At 60.6% G+C, this 22,711-nt stretch carries 15 protein-coding genes, 1 tRNA gene and 5 pseudogenes; 8 read left to right on the top strand and 13 right to left on the bottom strand.

The window, feature by feature from the left end; genetic code table 11:
* The first annotated feature begins 11 nt into the window (after nt 1–11).
* The 3 genes and pseudogenes from QCE69_RS34910 to QCE69_RS34900 all read left to right on the top strand — a co-directional run.
* Nucleotides 12–1,004 carry an SDR family oxidoreductase gene (locus QCE69_RS34910; RefSeq protein WP_309935509.1) on the top strand — a complete coding sequence of 331 codons (993 nt, stop codon included), beginning with the start codon at nt 12–14 and terminating at the stop codon, nt 1,002–1,004.
* Between the two features lie 97 nt (nt 1,005–1,101).
* Nucleotides 1,102–1,356, top strand: a complete 255-nt coding sequence (locus tag QCE69_RS34905) for a hypothetical protein (protein WP_309935765.1) — start codon at nt 1,102–1,104, stop codon at nt 1,354–1,356.
* A 62-nt stretch (nt 1,357–1,418) separates the two neighbouring features.
* Nucleotides 1,419–1,699, top strand: a pseudogene (locus QCE69_RS34900) (alcohol dehydrogenase catalytic domain-containing protein); the annotation flags it as partial.
* Between the two features lie 181 nt (nt 1,700–1,880).
* Here QCE69_RS34900 and QCE69_RS34895 read toward each other — a convergent pair.
* From QCE69_RS34895 to QCE69_RS34860, 8 genes and pseudogenes are all read right to left on the bottom strand, one after another.
* A complete protein-coding gene (locus tag QCE69_RS34895; protein WP_309935508.1) occupies nt 1,881–4,199 on the bottom strand; it encodes an FdhF/YdeP family oxidoreductase in 2,319 nt (772 codons plus the stop codon).
* A 286-nt stretch (nt 4,200–4,485) separates the two neighbouring features.
* The gene (locus QCE69_RS34890) at nt 4,486–4,872 is read right to left on the bottom strand and encodes a hypothetical protein (RefSeq protein WP_309935507.1); all 387 of its coding nucleotides are present in this window, start codon (nt 4,870–4,872) and stop codon (nt 4,486–4,488) included.
* 122 nt (nt 4,873–4,994) lie between these two features.
* On the bottom strand, nt 4,995–6,143 hold the full coding sequence (locus QCE69_RS34885; protein ID WP_309935506.1) for an L-dopachrome tautomerase-related protein: 1,149 nt from the start codon (nt 6,141–6,143) through the stop codon (nt 4,995–4,997).
* Nucleotides 6,144–6,600: 457 nt separating this feature from the next.
* Nucleotides 6,601–7,503 carry a DUF72 domain-containing protein gene (locus QCE69_RS34880; protein ID WP_309935505.1) on the bottom strand — a complete coding sequence of 301 codons (903 nt, stop codon included), beginning with the start codon at nt 7,501–7,503 and terminating at the stop codon, nt 6,601–6,603.
* A gap of 506 nt (nt 7,504–8,009) precedes the next feature.
* Nucleotides 8,010–8,129 (bottom strand): annotated as a pseudogene (locus QCE69_RS34875) (short-chain dehydrogenase); the annotation flags it as partial.
* 711 nt (nt 8,130–8,840) lie between these two features.
* Nucleotides 8,841–9,122: an RNA chaperone Hfq gene (locus QCE69_RS34870; protein ID WP_309935504.1), complete on the bottom strand. Its 282-nt coding sequence runs from the start codon at nt 9,120–9,122 to the stop codon at nt 8,841–8,843.
* 476 nt (nt 9,123–9,598) lie between these two features.
* Nucleotides 9,599–10,006 (bottom strand): Hsp20/alpha crystallin family protein, encoded by a 408-nt coding sequence (locus tag QCE69_RS34865; protein WP_309935503.1) that lies wholly within the window; start codon nt 10,004–10,006, stop codon nt 9,599–9,601.
* A gap of 9 nt (nt 10,007–10,015) precedes the next feature.
* A pseudogene (locus QCE69_RS34860) lies at nt 10,016–10,422 on the bottom strand (Hsp20/alpha crystallin family protein).
* Between the two features lie 104 nt (nt 10,423–10,526).
* On the opposite strand from QCE69_RS34860, the gene QCE69_RS34855 reads away from it, so the two are divergent.
* Nucleotides 10,527–12,968 carry a PAS domain S-box protein gene (locus QCE69_RS34855; protein WP_309935502.1) on the top strand — a complete coding sequence of 814 codons (2,442 nt, stop codon included), beginning with the start codon at nt 10,527–10,529 and terminating at the stop codon, nt 12,966–12,968.
* A 600-nt stretch (nt 12,969–13,568) separates the two neighbouring features.
* Here QCE69_RS34855 and QCE69_RS34850 read toward each other — a convergent pair.
* The 4 genes and pseudogenes from QCE69_RS34850 to QCE69_RS34835 form a co-directional block, all read right to left on the bottom strand.
* Nucleotides 13,569–13,641: transfer RNA gene (locus tag QCE69_RS34850), tRNA-Lys, on the bottom strand.
* A gap of 15 nt (nt 13,642–13,656) precedes the next feature.
* Nucleotides 13,657–14,222 (bottom strand): annotated as a pseudogene (locus QCE69_RS34845) (Hsp20/alpha crystallin family protein).
* A 184-nt stretch (nt 14,223–14,406) separates the two neighbouring features.
* Complete coding sequence (locus QCE69_RS34840) at nt 14,407–14,814, bottom strand: Hsp20/alpha crystallin family protein (RefSeq protein ID WP_309935501.1); 408 nt, start codon at nt 14,812–14,814, stop codon at nt 14,407–14,409.
* A gap of 27 nt (nt 14,815–14,841) precedes the next feature.
* Nucleotides 14,842–15,285, bottom strand: a complete 444-nt coding sequence (locus QCE69_RS34835; protein WP_061160387.1) for an Hsp20/alpha crystallin family protein — start codon at nt 15,283–15,285, stop codon at nt 14,842–14,844.
* A 1,854-nt stretch (nt 15,286–17,139) separates the two neighbouring features.
* Between QCE69_RS34835 and QCE69_RS34830 the strand changes: the two genes are divergently transcribed.
* From QCE69_RS34830 to QCE69_RS34820, 3 genes are all read left to right on the top strand, one after another.
* Entirely contained in the window at nt 17,140–17,523 is a 384-nt protein-coding gene (locus QCE69_RS34830) for a hypothetical protein (RefSeq protein WP_309935500.1), read from the top strand.
* Between the two features lie 565 nt (nt 17,524–18,088).
* Complete coding sequence (locus QCE69_RS34825; protein WP_309935499.1) at nt 18,089–19,606, top strand: ATPase domain-containing protein; 1,518 nt, start codon at nt 18,089–18,091, stop codon at nt 19,604–19,606.
* Between the two features lie 4 nt (nt 19,607–19,610).
* Nucleotides 19,611–21,296: a response regulator gene (locus tag QCE69_RS34820; RefSeq protein WP_309935498.1), complete on the top strand. Its 1,686-nt coding sequence runs from the start codon at nt 19,611–19,613 to the stop codon at nt 21,294–21,296.
* Nucleotides 21,297–21,665: 369 nt separating this feature from the next.
* On the opposite strand, the gene QCE69_RS34815 is transcribed toward QCE69_RS34820, so the two are convergent.
* The gene (locus tag QCE69_RS34815) at nt 21,666–22,274 is read right to left on the bottom strand and encodes a hypothetical protein (protein ID WP_309935497.1); all 609 of its coding nucleotides are present in this window, start codon (nt 22,272–22,274) and stop codon (nt 21,666–21,668) included.
* A gap of 92 nt (nt 22,275–22,366) precedes the next feature.
* On the opposite strand from QCE69_RS34815, the pseudogene QCE69_RS34810 reads away from it, so the two are divergent.
* Nucleotides 22,367–22,650: pseudogene (locus QCE69_RS34810) on the top strand (transposase); the annotation flags it as partial.
* Nucleotides 22,651–22,711: the final 61 nt, after the last annotated feature.

Genomic DNA, 22,711 nt, shown 5'->3' with positions numbered 1-22,711 from the left:
GACATGACGACATGAGAGAAGCGTATAGAAAGCGGATTCTGGTGACGGGCGGCGCGGGCTTTCTCGGCTCGCATCTGTGCGAGCGGCTGCTGGCGCTGGGTCATGACGTGCTGTGCGTCGATAACTTCTACACCGGCACGAAGGACAACATCGCGCATCTGCTCGATAGCCCGAACTTCGAAATCATGCGTCACGACGTGACGTTTCCGCTCTATGTGGAAGTCGATGAAATCTATAACCTTGCGTGCCCGGCTTCGCCGATTCATTACCAGCACGATCCCGTGCAGACGACGAAGACGAGCGTGCACGGCGCGATCAACATGCTCGGGCTTGCGAAGCGGGTTCACGCGCGAATCTTCCAGGCATCGACGAGCGAAGTGTATGGCGATGCGCACGTGCATCCGCAGCAGGAAGCGTATTGGGGCAACGTGAATCCGATCGGCCCGCGATCGTGTTATGACGAAGGCAAGCGCTGCGCGGAAACGCTCTTCATGGATTATCGGCGGCAGCATGGACTTTCGATCAAGATCGCGCGCATCTTCAACGCGTACGGGCCGCGCATGCATCCATCGGATGGGCGCGTGGTGTCCAACTTCGTGATGCAGGCGCTTTCCGGCGAGCCGATCACCGTGTACGGCGAAGGCACGCAGACGCGCTCGTTCTGCTATGTCGACGACATGATCGATGCGTTCATTCGCCTCATGAACACGCCCGAGGAATTTACCGGGCCGGTGAATCTGGGGAACCCGCATGAACTTTCGATGCTCGATATCGCGCGGCGCATCGTTGAGCTGACAGGGTCGTCGTCGGAGATCGTGTTCAAGCCTCTGCCGATGGATGATCCGTGGCATCGTCAACCGGATATTTCGATGGCGCGCGAGGTGTTGGGGTGGATGCCTACGACCGCGCTCGATGAAGGGCTCACGCGGACAGTGCGGCATTTTCGCGCGGTAACCGAGGCCATGCAAGCGCGCAGCGCTCAGTGCCGTCAGGCAATGGCGTAAGCGCCTTGGCCGGTCCGCGACAAGGCGTGCGCGCACGGCAATCGAGGTATATCGATTGCTCGAATGGGACAGCAGGACAGTGCTGAAGGAGCAGGCCATGCAAAACGAACCATCTGATCCCGTCGAACGTGCGGACGAGCGCCGAAAGGCGCTTGGTGAAGGCGATGTGAAGGAAAAGCGCGACGGCACCATCGAACAGCGTGAGCACGGCAACATCGACCCGAGTCTCGTGCCCAAGGGAAAGGATCATCCCGAGGAAGGCCCGTACGTCCCCGAACACGATCACGTCGATCCCGACCTCGAGCCCGCAAGCCGCAGCGGCAGACCGGGAAAGTCCAACAACGGTGCCTAGGCTCACGACAGCGCGGCCGCCGTTACAGGAAAACCGCCCGAGGCGTCCGTGAAAGCACTCATCTGGCACTGCTAGAAGGACATTCAATACGACACGGGTCTCCGCGCATCGAGCATGGCCGCGATGCGATTATCGAGGTGTCGATCTGCGGCTCGGATTTCATTTTGGTCGACGGCTTCATGCCCGGCATGAAACCCGGCGGCGTCATGCGTCAAGAATTCATCGGGAAGTAGTTGAAGTTGGCCAAGACAACACGGCGCTAAAAATCGACGATCGCGTGGTCGTGCCGTTCACGATCATCTGTGGCGAATGCGACCAGTGCAAGCAATGCGACTTCTCGGCCTAAGAACGTTCGAACGGGTACAAGGACGCCGCCGCTAAGCTGTTCAGCCACGCCGGCCCGGCGCGATCGCGGCGAATACCGCGTTTCCGCTCGCATCGTTCGCGTTGATGTCGATCGGCGCGCGCGCCTTCGCGCACTGTCTGCGGCCCGCTTCCGCGCGCCGCAGATATCGCGTCGCCCCTCACGGTTCGCGCGCCGTGCCGTTCACCTCGACGATATGAACCGGAATCGACTTCGCGCCGGGCACCTTGCTTTCCTTCGCGCAGTGCCATAGTGGCAACAGCGGATTGCACTCGGGAAAATAACCGGCGATGCATCTCTGCGGTATGTCGTACGGCTGGATGCGCAGACCCGCGACGCGCCGCTCGAAGCCATCGTCGACGATGGTCTGCAACGTTATGCGGTCGTCCTTTCGCAGGCCGTGACGCGTCATGTCGGCCTCGCACATGAAGATCACCATGCGATCGCCGCTCACGCCGCGAAAGCGATCGTCGAGGCTGTAGATCGTCGTGTTGAACTGACTGTCGCTGCGCATGGTCATGAGCCGCAGCGATCGCGGCTCGCGCTCGGGCATGTCGGGATCTTCGCCGAGCGTTTCAGGCACGGCGAACTCAGCCTTGCCGCTCTTCGTTTTCCATTTGCGTTCGCGCGCCGGCAGATTGCGCGGAAATCCGCCGGGAGTCCACATTCTTTCGTTGAAGTCGTGAAAGGTCTCGGGATACGTCTTCGCGATCTCGTCGCGCACCAGCGCATAGTCGTTGCGCCAGCGACCCCAGTCGATGGTCGAGCGCTCTCCGAGCGTATGCTTCGCCAGCTCTGCGACGATATATGGCTCGGAGCGCGCATCGGGCGAGGCCGGCTCGGCCACGCCGCGCGAGCCGTGAATGCAGCCGGTGCTGTCTTCCATCGATACGGCCTGGGCGCCGCTCGCCTGCGTATCGATTTCGATGCGGCTCAGGCACGGCAGGATGTACGACTTTTTGCCGTGAACGAGGTGACTGCGATTGAGCTTCGTCGCGACATTGACCACGAGTTCCAGTTCGCGCCATGCCGGTTCGATGCGAAAGCGGTCCGGCACCGAACGCACGAGATTGCCGCCTAGATTGATGACCGCGCTGACTTGGCCGTCGAGCATCGCTTCGAAGGCTTCGACGATATTCATGCCCTTCTCGCGCGGCGGCTCGAAGTTGAACTGGCTCGCGAGCTTGTCGAGCGGCGCGAGTTCCGGCTTCTCCGTGATGCCGACCGTTCGCTGCCCTTGCACGTTCGAATGCCCGCGCACCGGCGACGGCCCCGCGCCGGGCTTGCCGATATTTCCGCGCAGAAAGAGCAGATTGCACAGCATGCGGACGTTCTGCACGCCTTGCCGATGTTGCGTGATGCCCATGCCGTAGTGCGCCATCACCGCCTTTGCGCGCATGTATTCCGCGGCTGCCGCTTCGAGATCGGCGCGCGGAAGTCCCGCCACGCGCTCGATGTCGCCCCAGGACGCGGCGCGCACATAATCCGCGAAGGCTTCGAAGCCGATCGTATGCGTCTCGATGAACGCGACATCGAGCACGCGCGGTTCGCCGAGTTCCATCGCGCGGTCGTCGGCGTGAATGACGGCCTTGCAGATGCCGAGCATCGCGGCCGTGTCGCCGCCCGTCTTCACCTGATGATATTGCGTGCTGATCACCGTATGCGCCGGTGTCATCATCTCGAGGGGAGATTGCGGATTAGCGAACTTGATAAGCCCCGGCTCGCGCAAGGGATTGAACGTGATGATCGGCACCCCGCGCTTTCTCGCGTCCTGTAGCTGATGCAGCATGCGCGGACTGTTGGTGCCGACGTTCTGCCCGAAGAAGAACATGAGATCGGTCTTCTCGAAGTCCTCGAGCTTGATGGTGCCCACGCCCACGCCGATCGCCGCCTTCAATCCGACGCTCGTGCTTTCGTGACACATGTTCGAGCTGTCGGGCAGATTGTTGGTGCCATACATGCGCGCGAAAAGCTGGTACATGTACGACGTTTCGAGCGACGCGCGCCCCGACGCATAGAAGACAACGCGCTTCGGATCGAGCGCGCGCAACTCACGGCCGATGTCCTCGAACGCTTCCTGCCACGTGACGCTGACGTACTTGTCGCTCGCGGCGTCGTATCGCAAGGGCGCGGTGAGACGCCCGGCGTCCTCGAGATCGTGGTCGTGCCATGCGCATAGTTCCGTCACCGTGTGAAGCTCGAAAAACTGCGGCGTCATGCGTTTCGCGGTGAGATCCCAGGCGGTCGCCTTCGCGCCGCTTTCGCAGAACTCGAACGTGTGAGGATCGGCTGGTTTCGCCCATGAGCAACTGACGCAGGCGAACCCATCGGGCTTGTTCTGCTTCAGCAGGACCGTGGTTTCCTTCAACGGCACCTTTTCCTGGATGAGCGCGCCTGCGACCGCCTTCAGCGATCCCCATCCACCCGACGAATACGGGTATGCGGCGCTCTTGCGAACGCCGTTGTCTGATTCGGCCATGTCCCTTGCCTCGCATGTGTTCGATGTGTTTGCACCACGTAGGAGCAAATGACGTTCCCTTTCGGGCGGCCTTCAGCAGCACAATCGACGCCGCGATGGCCGCTCATCGATTGGCACGGACGGGGCCGATATCGCGTCGATGGTCGAGAACACTTCACGATCCGACCATGCCGCCGGCCGTCAACGAACGCTCGGTCATCGCCGCGCATCACGTGCTCGATGTCCCGCTCTCGGAGTGAAGCACGAAGCGCGTCGCGTGGAGCGGCGTGTCGCACGCTGTGATGCGTCAGCGGGACGCGCGTCGCGCCAACGCGGCAATAGCAAACCCGGCGGCTAGCGCGACATAGGTCATCGCCAGCGAGCGCTTCGACAAATGCTTCTCGAATCCCGGCGTGAAGCGTTTAGGCACGACGTGGTAGTCGACCACATAGGCGATGAGCGCGGTCGCCACGGCAGCGCTTACGATTCGCGCGGAACGGCTCCGCCGATCGCACAGCGCTTCGAACAGCACGCCCCAGAACACCGCGCTTCCCATGTGGATCGTTGCCCCGAGCGCCGTGTATCTGATGCTCGGCGTTTCCTGCGACGTTGCGTCCGGCCACAGGCAGTGCGCCACGGCGTTCAGCGCGGCGTAGGGCGCATGACCCGCGCGAAGCGCACCGGTCGTTGCCACCGACGCCGATGCAAGTCCCGCTGTCGAACCTGAGCAGAGAGAGCGGACAATCCGATTATCAAATTGCTGTTTCATACGCTGCTTTCCTCTTCTGCGTAATTATCCACGGCGCCCTCCCGCCGCTAGCGTCCTCGAATCGCATACAGCCGCGTTGGCAGCGCGATGGGACTCTGCGGATCGAACCAGCTCATCTCGGGAATGCGCGAATCGGTGACGTAGATCGTGCCGTCGGCGCCTTCCGAGAATGTGTCGGGCCAGACGAGATTGCGGTCCCGCAGCAGCGTGTCGACGCGCTCGCCGTCACGCACGCGAATCGCGTGATGCTCGACCGACGACACATAGAGACGTCCGCGCTCGTCGAACCAGAGTCCGTCCGCGGGTCCATCGATGCCGACGGCTTCCACGCGCGCCGCGACCTGTTGCGGGCTCAGTTGCGCGTTTTGCAGCGCGTCGGTTGCGATGCGATAAAGCGTCTTGCCCTTCACCGCCTGCCAATAGAGATAGCGTCCGTCCGGCGTCAGCGCGATGCCGTCCGCCGAGAAGCTCACGCGCCTGCCGTCCGTCTGTTGTAGCGGCTTGCCGTCGACCTTCACGGTGACGGTCTCGTCGGCCTGCGTGCTCGGATCGCCGTCGAGCACGCGTCGCGCGCTACCTGACGCCGTATCGACCAAGACGACCGCGCCACGCACGCCGGAATCGGTGATATACACGAATCGCCCGTCCGGGCTGATGCGTACGTCGTTGAGATAGCTGCCCTGGGGCGCGATGGTTTCATCGAACGCGTAGACCTGCGCGACGCGGTTCGAGGCAAGGTCGATTCGCACGAGCTTCGGCGCGCCCGGCACGACGAGCGATTGCGCCGGCGCGCCGGGATCGATCGCCCAGAGGTTCCCATGCTTGTCCGCCACGACGGACTGCACACAGACCCAGTGATCCTGCGGCGTGACTTTGTCGCGACGCGCGTTGCGCCAGCTATTCCATTCGGGATCGGGATAAGGACGCAGATCGCCGGACGCTCCGAGCTCCGCGACGGAAACGGGCGTGTCCTCCGTCCAGCGCGGAAAGTTGACGAACTTGCGGCCGTCCGGCGTAACCGTCACGCCAGTGACCTGATGTTCAAACGTGGCGACGAGCTGAAGCTGCGGACCGCCACCTCGGGCATGATTGTCGTGCTGGTCCAAGCTCTCCTGGGCAAAGCCTGCTTGAGCGAACGCGGCCAAGCTCAGCGTGAGGAAGAGGATTCGGCACAGCGGCGTTGAGATTGGCGCCATGATCGGCTCCGATGGGGGCATTGCGCGATCTCAGCAATCGGGGTGCCAAATCGTTCGCGATCCTGCTTGCCTTTTCATTGACCGACCGATTGACGTGCGAAGTTCATCAGCTCGGCACGGAGGGCGTCGATATCGCGCCAAGGACCGAGGACGCCTCGCCATCCGACCACGTCGCGATGTCGCCCATCGCGCGCATACCCTGGAGCTGCCTTCCTGTTCCACTACAGGTGCGCCTTATCTGCAACTGCTTCATCCTGCGCATCGCGTCTTCGTTCTCGTCCCTTCGTTCTCGTCCATTTCGAAGCACCATCCACGGGCTCGCTCGCGGGATCGGATATCACGCCAAAACACCGCTAGATTCATTGGGTGTCTCGTCAAGGGCCGGGACGTGCGTCACCTTCCGCTGCACAAACTCGAACGCGAGGCGTTGGCGCATTGATGGTCATCGACGATTGCATTAGCGCGATGGACCGCCAAAGGACTCTTTTTCGAGACGTTCTCGTAGTCGTTCAGCATCGAACGGCGCCTGTACTTTTTGATCGCTGTCGAAATAACAGAATATATCGCGCGATGCACGACTGCGCGGCTTCTGCGCCGCGATAAGGGAGGCATCCTCGGCCTGCGTTCCCTTTGCCCAGCACATGATGCGGTGCGTCCATGCGTTAAGCGCCTCGTCAGTGTATGCGCCGCTGTAAAGGGTTTCCGTACCGTGCAAACGCATATAAACGAAATCGGCGGTCAAATCTTCCGCGTACGGCCAGCCAGCGGTGGAGTCTGATACGACCAGCGCCGCGCCGTGTTTGCGCAGTAAGCGTACGAAGGTCTCGTCAAGAAAGCTCGGATGTCGAATTTCTACGGCGTGCCTCAACACTCGCTTTTTCCTCGGCGCATCGAACCACGGTTCCTTTACTCGCGTGTCGTGCTGCTGAGCGAAGGCCGCAGCGCAGGCCGCATCCTTCGGCAAGAGTGCTAGGAAGCGCTCGAAGTCGGCCACATGAAATGCGAAGCTCGGCGGAAACTGCCAGAGAAACGGGCCGAGCTTTTCGCCAAGGCCCAGTACGCCAGAGGCGAAGAAGTTTGCCATCGCAGGGATGGCCGTTTCGTCGCGAAAGCGCAGCATGTGGGTGAGATAGCGCGGACCCTTTACGCTGAAAACGAAATCGTCGGGCGTCGCGTCATGCCATGCACGCCAACTCGATGCGCGTTGCAGGGAGTAATGCGAGCCGTTGATTTCAATGCTCTGCACCCGGCGCGACGCAAATTCGAGTTCGCGCGCCTGCGGGAGTTTCTGCGGATAGAAGACACCGCGCCAGCCCGCGTACCGCCAGCCCGAGATGCCGATTCGCACGCGGCCTGTCATGACCCGGGCTCGTACGCACTTTCATGCGGTAGCTGCGCATTCGTGCAGACTGGGCAGTTGCCGTCGCGGATATGGAAGCAATCGCTCATGATTAGCTCTCTCCAAGAGTTTGTTCCCTCCCTGTATGAACCATGCACGCTTCTGCACAGGAAGCGGGTCAGCCGATGCCCTGTGTCTCGCGCACATAGCGCCGCGCCGCAGCGACCAGCGGCACGCCCGCGACCCCTATGAGCGCCGCGCGCGCACTAGCAGGATGGGTACGCGCATCGGCGTAGAAGCGGCGTTCGCGGACCCGACCGTGTCGTCCAGACCGTTCGCTCAGGCCTGTCACACTCTCATAGAGCGCATCGCCGTCGCGCCGGGGCTCGCTCGTAGCTGCGACTTCACGCCGCGCCGGCTCATCATGGCGTCGTACGCTCGCGGCGCCGAGCGCCCGAACCAGGCCATGCCGCGCGACGCGCTACCCGCATAGACGTCGCGCTGCGGATGAGCCGCGGCGTGCAGTACACAAGCATCAGCCTGGCGCCGCGTCTGGCCGCGGTGCGTCCAGTGACGAGCCCTATTCGGCTCGTCGCGCCCGTGATGACGATGACCTGTTCGTCGAGAGGTTTGAGCCTGATTCGCATGGTGGACTCGCTGTCGGAGAGGCAATAATGCGCTAAAGCATTGCGCGTTCCTCACGCGCCATCGGCTGGCGCGGCCGCGTCGATGGTCGACATCCCGCGTACCCACGGGTTCGGGTCGGACAACGCTCAAGGCGCGGTGCGGCGCCGCACTCTGCATCGAATAGAGAGCAAGCCTCGCACCTTTGCAGGAACGTCGACTTTGCGATCCTGCACGGCGCGCTCGAACTGCGAAAGACAGCAAAGATCAAAGGACAAGTCCTGGCTGCCTAAAGCAGCGATGCTCAGTGGTTCGCTGCTCCGCTCATGTTGCGGCGAACACGATTGCGACGGTGTGCCACGCCCACCCAACAAATCAGGCTCAGCCACTTTCTTCATACATAAACAGAGCCGCTACTGTTTGCTAGTCAAGGCGCCTGCGCCTACCTAGTCAATGGCCACCATACTGAAGGTAGCTCCGGGTTGCCGAAGCTCGATTTCCCACTCTGCATCCGAAGCGGATGCACGATGACGACCATCGCATTTGCACCTTCTTTTGTCAGCATTGTTCTCGGAATGTATCCGGCCCATAGGTCGGGCGCCGGTCATACTCAAGGGAGCAGTCGTTGCACATAGCAGCACCGATGCGGCTTCCCTACGCGCTGAATCGACGAAAAAGCCGCTCACAGCATGACTGTCGGCTCGCATTTTGAGATTAACTCCGAGGAACCTCAACTACCGCTCATGTCCCCTGGCAGGTTGACGCTCACGCGGCATCGCCGGACGATCTCTCGTTCGTGGCTTCTCTATAAAGTGTGATTCGCAGACTGTCGACACGGCGCTTTTGAAGATCGTCTGGATACTCGTCGGCGACTGCAATGCAAGAACGTATTTCTCAAACGACATCAACTGGCCGGTCAGTTTGATCCCGTTCACCAGAAATACCCAAACGACTTCCCGTTCGCGCATGACGGCATTTAGAAAATCAGCTTGGATGTCGTTCGCATCGGTGAGCATGATGGCACATCCCAGTCGTTTATCTCGCCAACGGCGCCGTGGTTCGTTGCGCCGCCGAACGACGCAGCCTCTATGCTCGTCCCCGGTGAGTAGCGCGCCGCGGCCTCGAGCATGTGCCGACGCTCCGCCCGCACATAAATCGACGTCGTCTGCAACGACGCGTGACCGTAAATTACGCCCACCACTGTTCGTGCGTCGGTGCGCCTCCGGGACTATCCGAATCGGACTTGCGGTTCGCTCCGCGAAGGAACTTGAAGGGATTCCACTTCTTTGGATCGGTTTTCGTCCTATCCCCTCTATGATCTTCCACGGGAGCCGGATATTGGTATCCACACAACCCGAGCGAGCCTTTATTTGATTCGCTCGAAGATCGCGGTTAAGCGCGAATGTGTCGAAAACTCTCGCGGCATTGCAGATCGCCCGAAAGGTGCACCAGGATAAGGAGCAGCGGGAGATGATCTCGCTGCTCCACCACATCAGCCTGCTGATACCTCGATTCGCCGCGGTTTGGCTTCTTCCCGACGCGGTATGGTCAGCGCGAGCACGCCGTCTTTTAATGACGCTTCGACTTTAGAAGTATCGAAGTCTTCGCTGACTGTGAAAGTGCGCGAGAAGTACGGCGCGCGGACCTCCGTATGTCCAAGCTGCAGGTTTGCCGGCACCGGCACCACGGATTCAGCATCGATGGTGAGGCTACCGTCGTGGACCTTCACCTCAAGCTTGTCTCCCGAAACGCCGAGCAGGTCGGCCCAAAGGGTGACCTTGTGAAGGTCTTCAATAATGTCGACGCTCGGCGTCAATGTTGCACGGCGACGTGCCTCGGCGCCGTCCTGACGAGTCACAGCGCCCGGTTCGCGTTGGGCGATTTGCGTGTTGTCGCTCATGATGTCACCTCATTGCACGGTAATCGCACGTGGTTTGGACGTCTCCCGCTTACCGACGGAAATCAGGAGGCAGCCATCGATGTATCGGGCTTGTACTTTGTCTGGGTCCGCCTGCTGTGGGAGTTCGATAACGCGACGGAAGGAACCAGTGAAACGCTCCTGCGCATACTGTCGCGCGCCTTCGGGCAACTGGTCGCCGCCCGTCGTTCTCTCCCCGGCGATCGTCAATAGTCCTTTATCGTTAGACACATTGAGGTTGCTCGGGTCCAAGCCGTGCGCAAACGTCACGGTTTCGACCGTGTCCTCGGTTCAGCCGACATTGATTAGGGGAAGGTTCCGACTTGCTTCGAACGAAGGCTCGTGGGAAAGCCGCCGAACAGGCTCGACCTTTGGCGCTGTAGCGGCGAGCGCGCCATGAAAACTCAAGAACGCGGCTAATTGAAACGTCTGCACCCTATCTGGCATGAAAAATGCGGCGAGGACAAACTTTTGTCCAGCAGGTATTCGCACACCGTTCGCCATGAACCACGACACCTCACCCGCCGCCAGCTTCAGCACTGCGTGGCTTCAGCTGTGGGCCGGGTCTACTGACGACTATTCCATTTTCGCCCTTTCGCCTGACGGCGTCGTGATGACGTGGAACCCGGGGGGCGAACGTATTCAAGGATACAGGGCTGACGAAATCATAGGGCAGCCCTTCTCCGTCTTTTACATGGAGACCGAACAGGCCTCGGGCGCGCCCGAGGCCGCACTTAAAGCTGCGGCCAGTTCAGGGCGCTACGTTAGCGAAGGGTGGCGTCTGAGAAAGGACGGCACGAGTTTTTGGGCCCATGTCGTCATGACAGCACTTCGTGACAGCGCCGGTCAGCTTCTGGGCTTCGGAAAGGTCGTTCAGGATGTCAGTGACAAAAAGGCGGCTTACGACGCGGTGCTGCAAAGCGAGCGGAGCTTTCGCCTGCTGGTTCAGGGTGTCATCGACTATGCCATCTTCATGCTGTCGCCCGACGGCCGGGTCACAAGCTGGAACTCCGGCGCCCGGCGGATCAAGGGATACAGCGAAAGCGAGATTGTGGGCTCGCATTTTTCGAGGTTTTACACGCCCGAGGACGTCGCCGCCGGGGTACCGTTTCGCGGGCTGGAAACGGCAAGACGCGAAGGCCGTTTCGAGGCAGAAGGTTGGCGCGTGCGGCGGGATGGCAGCCGCTTCTTCGCACACGTCATCATTGACGCGATCCGCCAGAACGGTGAGCTCGTCGGTTTTGCGAAGGTCACCCGGGACATAACCGAGCGTCGCCGTGCTTCGGAACTACTTGAGCAAACGCAGCGCGCTTTGTTCCAGGCGCAGAAAATGGAGGCGTTGGGAAAACTGACCGGCGGGGTGGCACACGATTTCAACAATGTCCTGCAGGTACTACGGGGAAACTTAGAACTGCTGGAAAGCAGGTACGGACGGGACAACTGGAGCGCCGAGCGCTTGGGCAAGGCGATCGACGCCGTGGATCGTGGCGCGAAACTGGCCTCGCAGCTGCTCGCCTACGGACGTCAGCAACCGCTGGCGCCCCTCGTCATTAATCCCGCACGCCAGCTTCGCGTACTAGACGACCTGTTGCGCCGGGCGCTGGGCGAGACGATTGAAATCGAGTCTGTTGTCGCGGGCGGTCTCTGGAACATCCTCGTCGATCCGCATCAGCTGGAAAACGTGATTCTAAATCTGGCCATCAATGCACGCGATGCAATGCCGGATGGCGGGAAGCTCACACTCGAACTCGCCAACGCGACGCTGGATGACGAATACGTCTCGACGGTCCCTGACGTCAAGGCCGGACAGTATGTCATGTTGGCTGTCACGGACACGGGGACCGGCATGAGCCGGGAAGTGATGGAGCGCGCTTTCGATCCGTTCTTCAGCACGAAACCGGAAGGCGAAGGTACTGGCCTTGGACTGAGCATGGCGTATGGGTTTGTCAAGCAGAGCGACGGACACATCAAGCTCTACAGTGAGATCGGCGAAGGAACAACTGTCAGGATCTATTTACCCCGCTCGACCGGTACGGCTGTTGAATTCCCGCCGCGCGCGAGGGGCAGCGTGAAGCATGGCGAAGAGACCATTCTCGTGGTGGAGGATGATCCGCAGGTTCAATCGACGGTTGTCGAGCTTCTTACCGGTCTCGGCTACGCTGTGTTAAAGGCCAATGACGCCGAGCAGGCACTGGCTGTCGTCGCGAGCGGCGTGCACATCGATCTGTTATTTACGGACGTGGTCATGCCCGGGTCGTTGCGTAGCCCCGATATGGCAAAGCAAGCCACCCAGATGCTCCCTGGACTCAAAGTGCTCTTCACTTCAGGGTACACGCAGAATGCTATCGTCCACGGCGGCCGACTGGACCCGGGCGTGGAACTGCTCAGCAAACCGTACAGCCGTCAGCAGCTCGCGATGAAGATACGGCAGGTGCTCGGCGACAGCGACAGCAAGGTCGTCGAACAACCGATGGCCGAATCCGGCGATGACCCTGATGTTCCGGTCCGACGCCCCGAAGAATTGCGGGTCCTCGCGGTCGACGATGACCCCGCGTCGCTCGACGCGCTCTGTGAACTGCTCCTGCTGCTAGGAATCGACGCACGGCGCGCGGAAAGCGCCGCGGGCGCGCTCGACATGCTTGCAGTGGGCGACATTGACGTTCTTCTGACAGACGTCGTCATGTCCGACATATCGGGGCTGGAGCTGGCGCGCCGTGCCACGGCCATGCAACCGAGCCTTGAGGTTATTTTCGCTTCCGGAAACACGCTGCCGGAGCAAGAAACCCGGCAATTCGAATGGTCGGCGCTGCGCAAACCGTATTCGCTTGCGCAGTTGCAGGATACGCTGCAGTCGGCTAGCAACCGGCAGGCAAAGCGGAAAGCAGGCAGAGGCGATCACAACAGATTCCGCGACTCAGGCAACAAACCGGGCTCTGGATCCTAGTGCCCTTAGACCCGCGCTGCCCCGAGTTTCCTGGCGAGACAGTGAGCGCCCGCCTGCCATGAGAAGTTTCGAAATCAGTGACCGCAGATGGCCGGCAGTGAGCGGAACAAGTGCCTGCGGTCCTACCTTCTGTCGGGTCTATCCAGCTCGGCGAAGTTCGCGAACGTGTTCTTCGCGGACCTTCTCTCAGTCCGAGGCGTCTCGGCGGGGGCGGGTTCTCGGCGCCCCCTTACTTGCGCAGTCGAGTCAAACGGGTGTCAACGGGCTCGGGCGGCATGTCATTGCAGCAATGCAAACTGGCTTCGTTAGCGTTAGCCGACGGGATGCGCAGACGCACGCGTTGTAAGTCGTGCCAATTACATGCCCGCGCAGTTGCGCGCCCCTGCGCGAGGAGGCGGGCGAATGCGTGAGCGAGCGGTGCACAGCGCAACGTCGTCGCGCAGCGAGAGGTCGGCTCAGGCATCTCCGCCTCAGAGCAAGTGCAGCCTTCCGACAGGGAGCACTTGCTCTGTCTATGTAGAGATCCCAGCGTGCCACACGCAGCGATTCGGGCATCAGGGCGATGGCCAGACCTCCTTTGAAGTTGGCGTTAATGTTCGATGGGCCGTACTGGATTCGAACCAGTGACCAACGGATTAAAAGTCCGCTGCTCTACCAGCTGAGCTAACGACCCGGTTCCCTCGATGCGCTAGCCGATATCGATTGTGCGGCTCGCCGCGCGCGTCGGCTCTAATTTCGGCACCGTCAATGTGAGCACGCCATTGTCGAACTTCGCGAGGGCGCGCTCGGGGTCAGCGTAATCCGGCATCGGGATCGTGCGCACGAAGGTTCCATGGGCGCGCTCCAGCCGGTAGCAGCCGTTCTCTTCGCTGCGCACATCCGCTTTTTATCGCCACGCAGCACGATCGCCCCGTCCTCCACGCTGACATTCAGATCTTCGCGCGCCATGCCGGGTAGTTCGGCGGTGACCCGCAGCACCTTCCCCTCATCGACCACGTCGATGCGCGGCTGGAAGCGCGATGAACTGAAGTCGCCGAACCATCGTTCGAGCGCACCGCGACCCGCAAATGGGTCATGAAGGAACTCCTCCATTGCACGCCACGGTTCGCGTGAAAACAGTCGCTGAATGTCAGGCCACGACGCCCGCCACTGTTCGTTTGCCGACGGAGTTTCCGAGTTCTCGTCTGCATCGGACTTGCGGGCTGACCCGCGAAGGAACTTGAAGGGATTCCATTTCTTCGGATCGGTGTTCATTCGTACTCTCCTCTTTGGCGTGGCAGACCACCATTCCGACCAGCGCAACAACGTCGCTAGGAGGAGACTGCTTGCGCACGGTTACGCCTGTTCGCAGGCTGAGTCGGGGCCCAAGCAGTCGACAGGTGGCAGCCAGACGGCCACCACCCTGTTCTCTTCCTACCGTTGCTGCCGGCCCGCTGGCTCAGTCCGTCCTTACTTCGATCCGGCGCGGCCGGGCTTCGTCGCGGCGCGGTATTGTCAACTTCAACACGCCATCTTTCAGGTTCGCATCGATTTTCGATGCGTCCAGGTCAGCCCCAAGCGAGAACGCCCGGGCGAAGTGGGGCCGACGAATCTCCGCGTGCTGCAGGCGCAGCCCTGCCGGCGTAGGTACCACCGCCTCGGCCTCGATGTACAGGCTGCCATCGTGTACCTTTACCTCGAGGCGGTCTTTTGTCACGCCGGGCAAATCGGCCCACAGGGTTACGCCCTGACTATCCTCGAAGATGTCCACGGGCGGCGTTAGCGTGATCCGGCGTTGCGACTGGTCACCTTCGCGCCGGGCCACTTCAGTTTCATCTTTCCTGGAAAGCTCTGTCGTGTCGTTCATGATGTTCTCCTCAATCCGCGAAGGGTCTCATTGAACCGTGATGGCCCGCGGCTTAGACGTTTCCCGCTTGCCGATGCTCACGCTCAGGCAACCATTGATGTACTGCGCCGTCACCTTGTTGGGGTCCGCGTGCTGCGGCAACTCAATGACGCGCCGGAAAGTCCCGATGAACCGCTCCTGCGCGTAGGTGCGCATGTCGTCGCCAGTCGCTTCTGGCGGCGAAGGCTCGCGCGCGCCGCTGATGGTCAGCAGCCCCTTGTCGATGGACACATCGAGTTTCTGCGGGTCGACACCGGGCGCGAACGCGACGATCTCGATCGAGTCGTCGGTCGAGCCGATGTTGATCTGCGGGAAGGCGCCGAAGGGCCCGGAACGGATACTGGACGGGAAACCGCCGAAAAGGCCTGCCATCTGCCGTTGCAGACGGTCGAACTCGCTAAAGAGGTCGGTCCCGAAGTTGAGTTCGCTCATGGTCATTTCCTCCTTTGAACGAGCAGGAAGACGAACCGGCTTACGCGCTCCAGTTCGTCTGCCGTGCCGCGGGCAAACAAATCGAAACACGCAGCGCGCCGGACTGCGGCGCGACTGCCTGAGCGCAATCTAAGATAGGTTGCGAGACAGGAATTTCAAGGGCGAGCTGCGATGTTTTGTTAATGGAAAGGGCCGGCCGCATCGACGGCCGCCTCCCCAATCTTTACGGCGCTCCTGACTGACATGCGACGACACCATCGATTCAAATAGGAATGGATGAGCTGAGGGGGCACCGAATTCTCTTGCGCTCCAATAAGGTTTCCCGCCCGAGGCGATGCGCACGGCGGTCGAAGTCATCCGTTTGCCGGTCGGCAGCAATCTGAGCACCCGGGACGCAGCAGTTTCGAGCGTCCTGGGCGTGGCGTCCGCGCGGATAATTTTTTGCCACACAGAAGAGGTGTCGATCTGCACTTCGGTGTCGACGAGAGGATGCCGGCAGACAAGCTCGGCGTTACCGCCAATCCAATCCAGTAACGCGCAGCCTTCCACCACATCGCTTTGTGCTGGAAGACGGACCGAGTAGACCGAGTAACGGACTGCCCTATTCAGCACCGGACGATTTTTACCAGACCGGAAACACAACGTCCGGCTGTGGTGAAAACCGAATGCCTGAGCTAGGACACGTCACGCGCCCCCTGACGACCTCCCGCTGGTCGAGGTAAGGAAGCAGTAGCGTCGGACCTTGGGTGCCGCTTACGCCTAGCAGAATATCGTTGACCACCTTGTCGCTGCAGGGTGAGGTCGCCGGGCGATCCAGGAGGATCGTTGTATAGTCGCCCGGGGCGTACTGGTCGCTGCCTCGCTGGATCGTCCCCGTAATCCAAATATCGCCCTCCAGGGGCAAGGTCCGCAGCGGCGAGCTTGTTGAAGATGCGTCGCCGGTCCAGAATATGGTTATCGCAGCCGCAGCCGCGAGTAATACCTGTCGTGCGTTCATAGCCCACGCCTCATACTCTTGCAGGCCCATTGGGGCAAATCCCTTGTCCATCGCTCTCTTCAATTCAAAGCGTGTTGGTGGCTGGCGTTATCGCGGCACCTGAAAGTCACGCATGCGTACAAACAACGCGGTGGGACGCGCATCGCACAATTGCTTGCACGCACAACGGCGCTGCGCGACTACGTTTCTACGGGAGGGGAAAACTGGCGGAGTCTCGACGCGTGGCACCGCCAGTAGCGCATGCGACCGACGCGCTGCACGAGCAGAGGACGCGCTCGACCAGACCAAACGAAGCCGAGCGCAAAAAAGCTTGCTCATCGTCTTCTCCTTCGACGCAGCAAGGAAGAGAACGGGCTTGCGCGCTCCGGTTCGCCTGCGATGCTGCCAGCAAACAAATAGAAACACGCAGCGTGCGACCGGTCGGGCGGCGGACACACTGCCTGAGCTAAAAATAACGTACTAAATCTCGCCAAAAATTTCAAGTCGCCGCGGTGAACTGACGAGCGCCGCCGCGAGTGACAGCGCGACTTCCGTCGCAAGGCCGCGAAGACGAGAGACGGCGAGCTGGGGTCGAGCACGGTACGCCGCCACAAACGCATTGCTTCTGCGGCCCTCATCCCACTGCGTTTCAGGCACCGCCAATGGAGGTGTGAACCCACGGCTGCTACGCTCCCCGGCGACAGGCGTCGACACCGTCGTGACAGGCTCACAGCGCCATGGTCCCGTTGCGGGAATCGATGTCGTCGTGCATGACATCGCCTGACCGCTCGTGCTAGCTCTTCCGGTCCAACGTACGGCTTGAAAATCGTCGCTTTGCCCATATCGTCCGGCGCAAATAGATCGATCTGGAGGACACCATGGAATTCGATACTGATTGGCGTACGCTTGGCAAGCACCGCATCCGGCTGCGCTCGGCCAAGGGCTTCCCGACCGAAGTCATGTACCAGCTCGCAGAAGTGACGCGAACCGCGGTCGATAACAACATGAGTGCGCGGGCGCGCATCGTCGACATCGTCTTCCAACAAGAGAAGACCTACGATATAACAGTCGGCTCCACTCTAGTGGAGGATCGGATCTGCGCGCCGCAACTGGAGGCCGCGATCGCAACGGTGATGGGCCTTCTGCCGGACCAAGTCAATATCCTTGTCCGGATCGTGGCCCAGGAAGAGGTCGACCTGCACTTCGGGGTGTTTGAGCGCATGCTCGCGGAAAAGGTCGGTGCCGTGCCACCGATACAGTGATGTCAGGCTAGGTTAGCCGCAGCAGCAAGGGCGAGACCGGCGGTGACCTCGCGTCTAGCCAACTTGCTTGCCACAGCTGTAGCGATCGAGCACCTGGAGCACGCCTCGTCTCGCGCTTGTCCGCTTGCCATCGAACATCGCTTGTCCGCGGCGCGGCAACACGGCGTGCAGTCGCGCGCAGTGCGAGCGTCTGTGCTTTGCGCCGCATCCCATTTTCGAGATCGGGTACAGCTATAAAGGCGCGCGGCGGCGGCACGTCGGCGCGCAGGGCTAAAATTTTCGCTCGTATGACGACGCTGGAAGGCTAGTTGCATGGGCGCCGCCGGGTCCAGGGCCATGACGTCCAAAGTAGAAACTCCACTTTACTTGCCCGACGGTATCAAGGACATCATCGACCGGCCGTGCCGGTGCCAATGCCAATACTTGTGCTGCCCGCGCCTGTGCCCCTGCCCCTGCCCGTGCCCCTGCCAGTGGCGCAATCTCTGGGACGCGAACGCTGACGCGAATATGGCCCACTTTTTGCATGCCCTAGCGCCCGACGATACAGACCCCAAACTGAGAATATATGTCAGCGATCATCCATCAGCCAGATTCCGGCCGTATTGCATCGGGCGTTGAGGGCCTCGACGATATCCTGGGCGGCGGGTTGACACCGCACCGCATGTATCTTATCGAAGGCGCACCGGGCGCAGGCAAAACGACCTTGGCCATGCAGTTTTTACTCAAGGGTGCCGAGATCGGGGAGCCAGGCTTGTACGTGACCTTGTCGGAGACGAAGGCTGAACTCGTCGCCGTCGCGAAAAGCCATGGCTGGGACACAGCCCGCATCACGATCATCGAACTGCTCACGGATGAGGGCCTGGATCCCCGTTACGAACAAACGGTCTTGCATCCCGCCGAAGTGGAACTGGGAGAAACCGTGCGTGACGTCATCGCGCAGGTCGACGAACTGAAGCCAGTCCGCCTCGTCTTCGACAGCCTGTCCGAACTCCGCATGTTGTCGCAGAACCCGCTGCGATACCGGCGTCAGATCCTCGCCTTGAAGCGCTACTTCGCGACCCGCGCCTGTACGGTGATGCTGCTTGATGACAACACCTCGGAACCCGGTGATCTCCAGCTGCATAGCATCGCGCATGGCGTGATCAGCCTCGACAATCTGGTACACGACTATGGCGGCGAACGCAGGCGGCTGCGCATTGCCAAGATGCGCGGCATTAAGTTTCGCGAGGGTTACCACGACATGACCCTCGAAACCGGCGGCATCAAGGTCTACCCCCGCCTCGTCGCGGCAGAGCATCACATTGACTATTCAGCGAATGCATTAACCACGGGCACCAAAGCACTGGATGCACTCCTAGGCGGTGGCCTTTTCCCCGGGACGAACACGTTATTCGTCGGCCCATCGGGAGTCGGTAAGACGACCACGGTCGCGTCGTGTCTGTTGGCTGCACTAGAGCGTGGACAAACGTGCGTCTACTATCTTTTTGACGAGACGCGATCCACGCTGCTGAGGCGTTCAACCAGCCTTGGCATCGATCTGGGGCGACACCTTGATAGTGGGCTGCTGACGTTGCGCCAGGTCGATCCGGCCGAAATGTCACCGGGCGAATTCGCTAGCGATGTTAGGAAAAGCGTAGAGCAGGACAACGCGCGCTATGTCGCGATCGATAGTCTCAACGCGTTCTTGCAAGCGATGCCCGGGGAACGCTATCTGCTGTTGCAGATGCATGAGTTGCTCACCTACCTGAATCAGCGCGGCGTGGTTACCATGCTTGTTCTGGGACAGCACGGTGTCATTGGCGAGATTCAGAGCGACATTGATATCAGTTATCTCAGCGACGTGGTCGTATTGTTTCGTTACTTCGAGCGTCGCGGCGAGGTGCTCACCGCGGTCACCGCAGTCAAGAGTCGCACGAGTGGACACGAGCGCTCGATCCGCCAGTTCCAGCTTGGCAGCGGCGGTCTAATCGTCGGCGAAGCGTTGCGCGATTTTGAAGGCATTCTGGGTGGTCTACCCAGATACCAGGGGGAGACGGCGATGCTGCCTCCTTCGAGCGGCACGAAGAAACCCTTCTCCGATTAGCGCAATGGAATTTCGCGTTCTTATCATGGCGCCCTTCGGTCGCGACGCCGATGTTATTGCCGACGTCCTCGCGACCGACCGCCGAAGCTGCTTCGCGTGTTCTGATTCGGAATGTCTATTGAGGGAACTGGAGCGCGGAGCGGGCGCTGCGATCATCACGGAAGAATCCATTCAGAGTGATAGCGCCCGGGCGCTCGGGGAGTGGCTCGACCAGCAAGCAGCCTGGTCCGATCTCCCCATCATTCTGCTCTCGGGGCGTATGGCTGAGCGCCGTTCCGCCGCGAGCCTCCACCTGCTCGAACGGCTGGGGAACGTACTGGTTCTCGAGCGGCCGTTGAACTCCGAGACATTGCGTCGTGCGGTGACATCGTCCCTGCGCGCCCGTGCCCGACAGTATGAGTCGCGCAAGCATCTGGCGGAGTCTGAGCAGCATCTGGTCGAGCGCGTGAAAGCGCAAGAAGCGCTCGAGCACCTCAATGAATCGCTCGAAAGCCGTATCAGCGAACGCACGCGTGAGCTTGCATCGGCCAACGACCGGCTCATGAAAGAAATCCACGAGCGCGCCAAAGTGCAGGCCGTGCTCGTCCAGTCGCAAAAGATGGAAGCGCTGGGCCAACTGACGGGCGGCATTGCGCACGATTTCAACAATCTGCTGAATGTCATCATGGCCAACGCCGAGCTGCTTGCGCGCGTAAGTGATGATGAGCGGGTGCGCAAGATGGCTGCAACGATCAAACGCGCCACCGAGCGTGGTGGCAAGCTCACCGCCCAACTGCTCACGTTCTCACGCACGAGCAATCTCGACCTGAAGGCCGTGAACGTCACTTCGCTGCTGCAAGGCATGCGTGACATCATCTCGATCTCGCTGGGACCGGCGGTCGCGTTCTCGACCCATGCGGATGCGAAAGATCTCTGGACCCAGGCGGACGCCAACCAGCTAGAACTCGCCGTGCTCAACCTCGCCATTAACGCGCGCGACGCAATGCCGGGCGGCGGACGCCTTTCCATCCACGCGAGCGAACGGCCTGCGCCGGATGAAACCCTTGCCGCCGGACGCTATGTTGTCGTCAGCGTGAGCGATGCTGGCACGGGCATCGAGCCAGGCATCCTCGCTCGCGTGTTCGACCCGTTCTTTACGACGAAGCCGGTCGGAAAGGGTACCGGGTTGGGGCTGAGTCAAGTGTACGGAATCGCACGGCAGGCAGGCGGTATTGCGCGCATTGAGAGCGAGATGGGAAAAGGCACCACGGTAGAGATGTGGTTGCCGCTCGTAGCAAAGGAAACGCACGAAATCGTCGCTGGTTCACACCCGGATAACCGCGCCGTGGAGGGGCGCCGCGTCCTCGTAATCGAGGACGACGAGGACGTCCGAAGCATGCTGGTCGAATGCCTGCAGGTTCTCGGTTACACCGTTTCGCACGCCCGCGATGGCGTCAGCGGTCTTGAGCGCCTTCGCCTCGACGACCCTGACCTGCTGATGGTCGACTATGCCATGCCCGGAATGAACGGTTTGCAGGTCATAGAAAAGGCCCACGAATTGCGCGGGAATTTGCCAGTAATTCTTGCCACAGGCTACGCAGATGTCGATGTTTCGAAAATCACTGATAAGCGCTTCACGGCGCTGCGCAAGCCATTCCAACTCGACGAGCTTTCACGCGTGGTCCGCTCAGCACTGAGTGCGCCCGAATAAGATCTAAACTAGCGCGGCCGAAGAGAGAATATCGAACCTCTTGGTTGTTATCGGAACGACGGACGACGGGCGAAGGCATGACGAAACGACAGTCTTGGCGCGGAGCTAGAGAACTGCCCGCATCGCGAGGACGCGGCGCACAACTAGCAATGCGACGTGTAGTTCCCTGCACTGCGAAAGCCCATGTACGGTGACGAGCCCCAAAAGCCATAGGAAGATGCGTCCGCGCTCGGGTTTGTCTTTGTGTTAGGATTGCTATCTACATGAAACAGATTTTACGACGGCTTATGTCCAATCAGTCGCAAATAAAGCCGCGTTGCGCTCGGTAGGATCGGCCGCTGATACTGGCAACACCAAGTGCCATTAGCGTCAGTCGGCTTCCGCTGCGACAGATTCCTCCTTCTTTTCGGCCCTCCCTTTTTCCTTGGCTGCTTTGACCTTGTCCCTCGCCTGTTGCGTGAATTGTCCGGCGAGTTCGGGCGCAATACGCAGCGCCTCTTTGACGATGTCGGAAGACAGGAGCTCGTGCCACGGGCTCCCGTGGGTTTCCGTTTCGACAAACCGGAGCGGTTGCTCGTCCAGTCGTGTCAACGCAGTGGAAAACAGTCGCTTCTGGAATTCCTCGTCGAGGTGCAGAGCTTCGCGCCGATACCCCTCATACGCCTTTGATACGGATGCCTTGTAAGCGTAGTCCTCCGCCAGCTTGAAGCGTTGACCAATCTGCTTGGTTGCCAGCCAGGCGAACCAAATCGGACCGCCAACGGAAAGCAGCGACATCGCCAGACGCGTCCACACAATTGACGGGGATGTCGATCCTTGAATAGCGTCAGCCAGCTGATGCAACTGCGAACCGCCGAGCCACGCTCCGCCGACAAGTGCGACAACCAAGCCAGCGACCCAAATGTAGATCGAAATGTTCAATTTCTCTGCTCGGTCATGAAAAGCACCAGCGAAGCCAACCGCTGTCGAGGTCCGCATGGCTTTCTCCGACCACTCAACGTGAGCTTCCCCCGGAATTTCGCCTTCCAGCAGGTCGTGTGTAAACTCGACCCGAAGGAAGGAAAGAATCGATGTTCAAAATACCAAAGCAGGCATACACCGCCGAGTTCAGGACGCTAGCGGTTCAGCGAGTGAAGGACGGGCAAAGCGCGCGGGACGTCGCTCGCGAACTGGGGATTTCACACCAGTCGCTGCGTAACTGGGTCAAGGCCGATGAGGCAGGCAAGCTCAATGGCGCGGGGACAAAGGTTGTCACGCCGGAGCAGATGGAGCTGTCGCGCCTGCGGGCTGAGAACAAGCGTCTGCAGATGGAACTTGAAATCGCAAAAAAAGCGGCGGCGTTCTTCGCGAAGGAATGAAATGAACGCGTCCCACCCGTGAACGTAAGCAAAGAAAGGTGGATCCTCACGGGCCAA

Origin of the sequence: Caballeronia sp. LZ032, from assembly GCF_031451315.1 — a bacterium.
Lineage (GTDB): Bacteria > Pseudomonadota > Gammaproteobacteria > Burkholderiales > Burkholderiaceae > Caballeronia.
The sequence above is the reverse complement of the archived record's forward strand: the minus strand, read 5'-3'. Positions and strand labels throughout refer to the sequence as shown.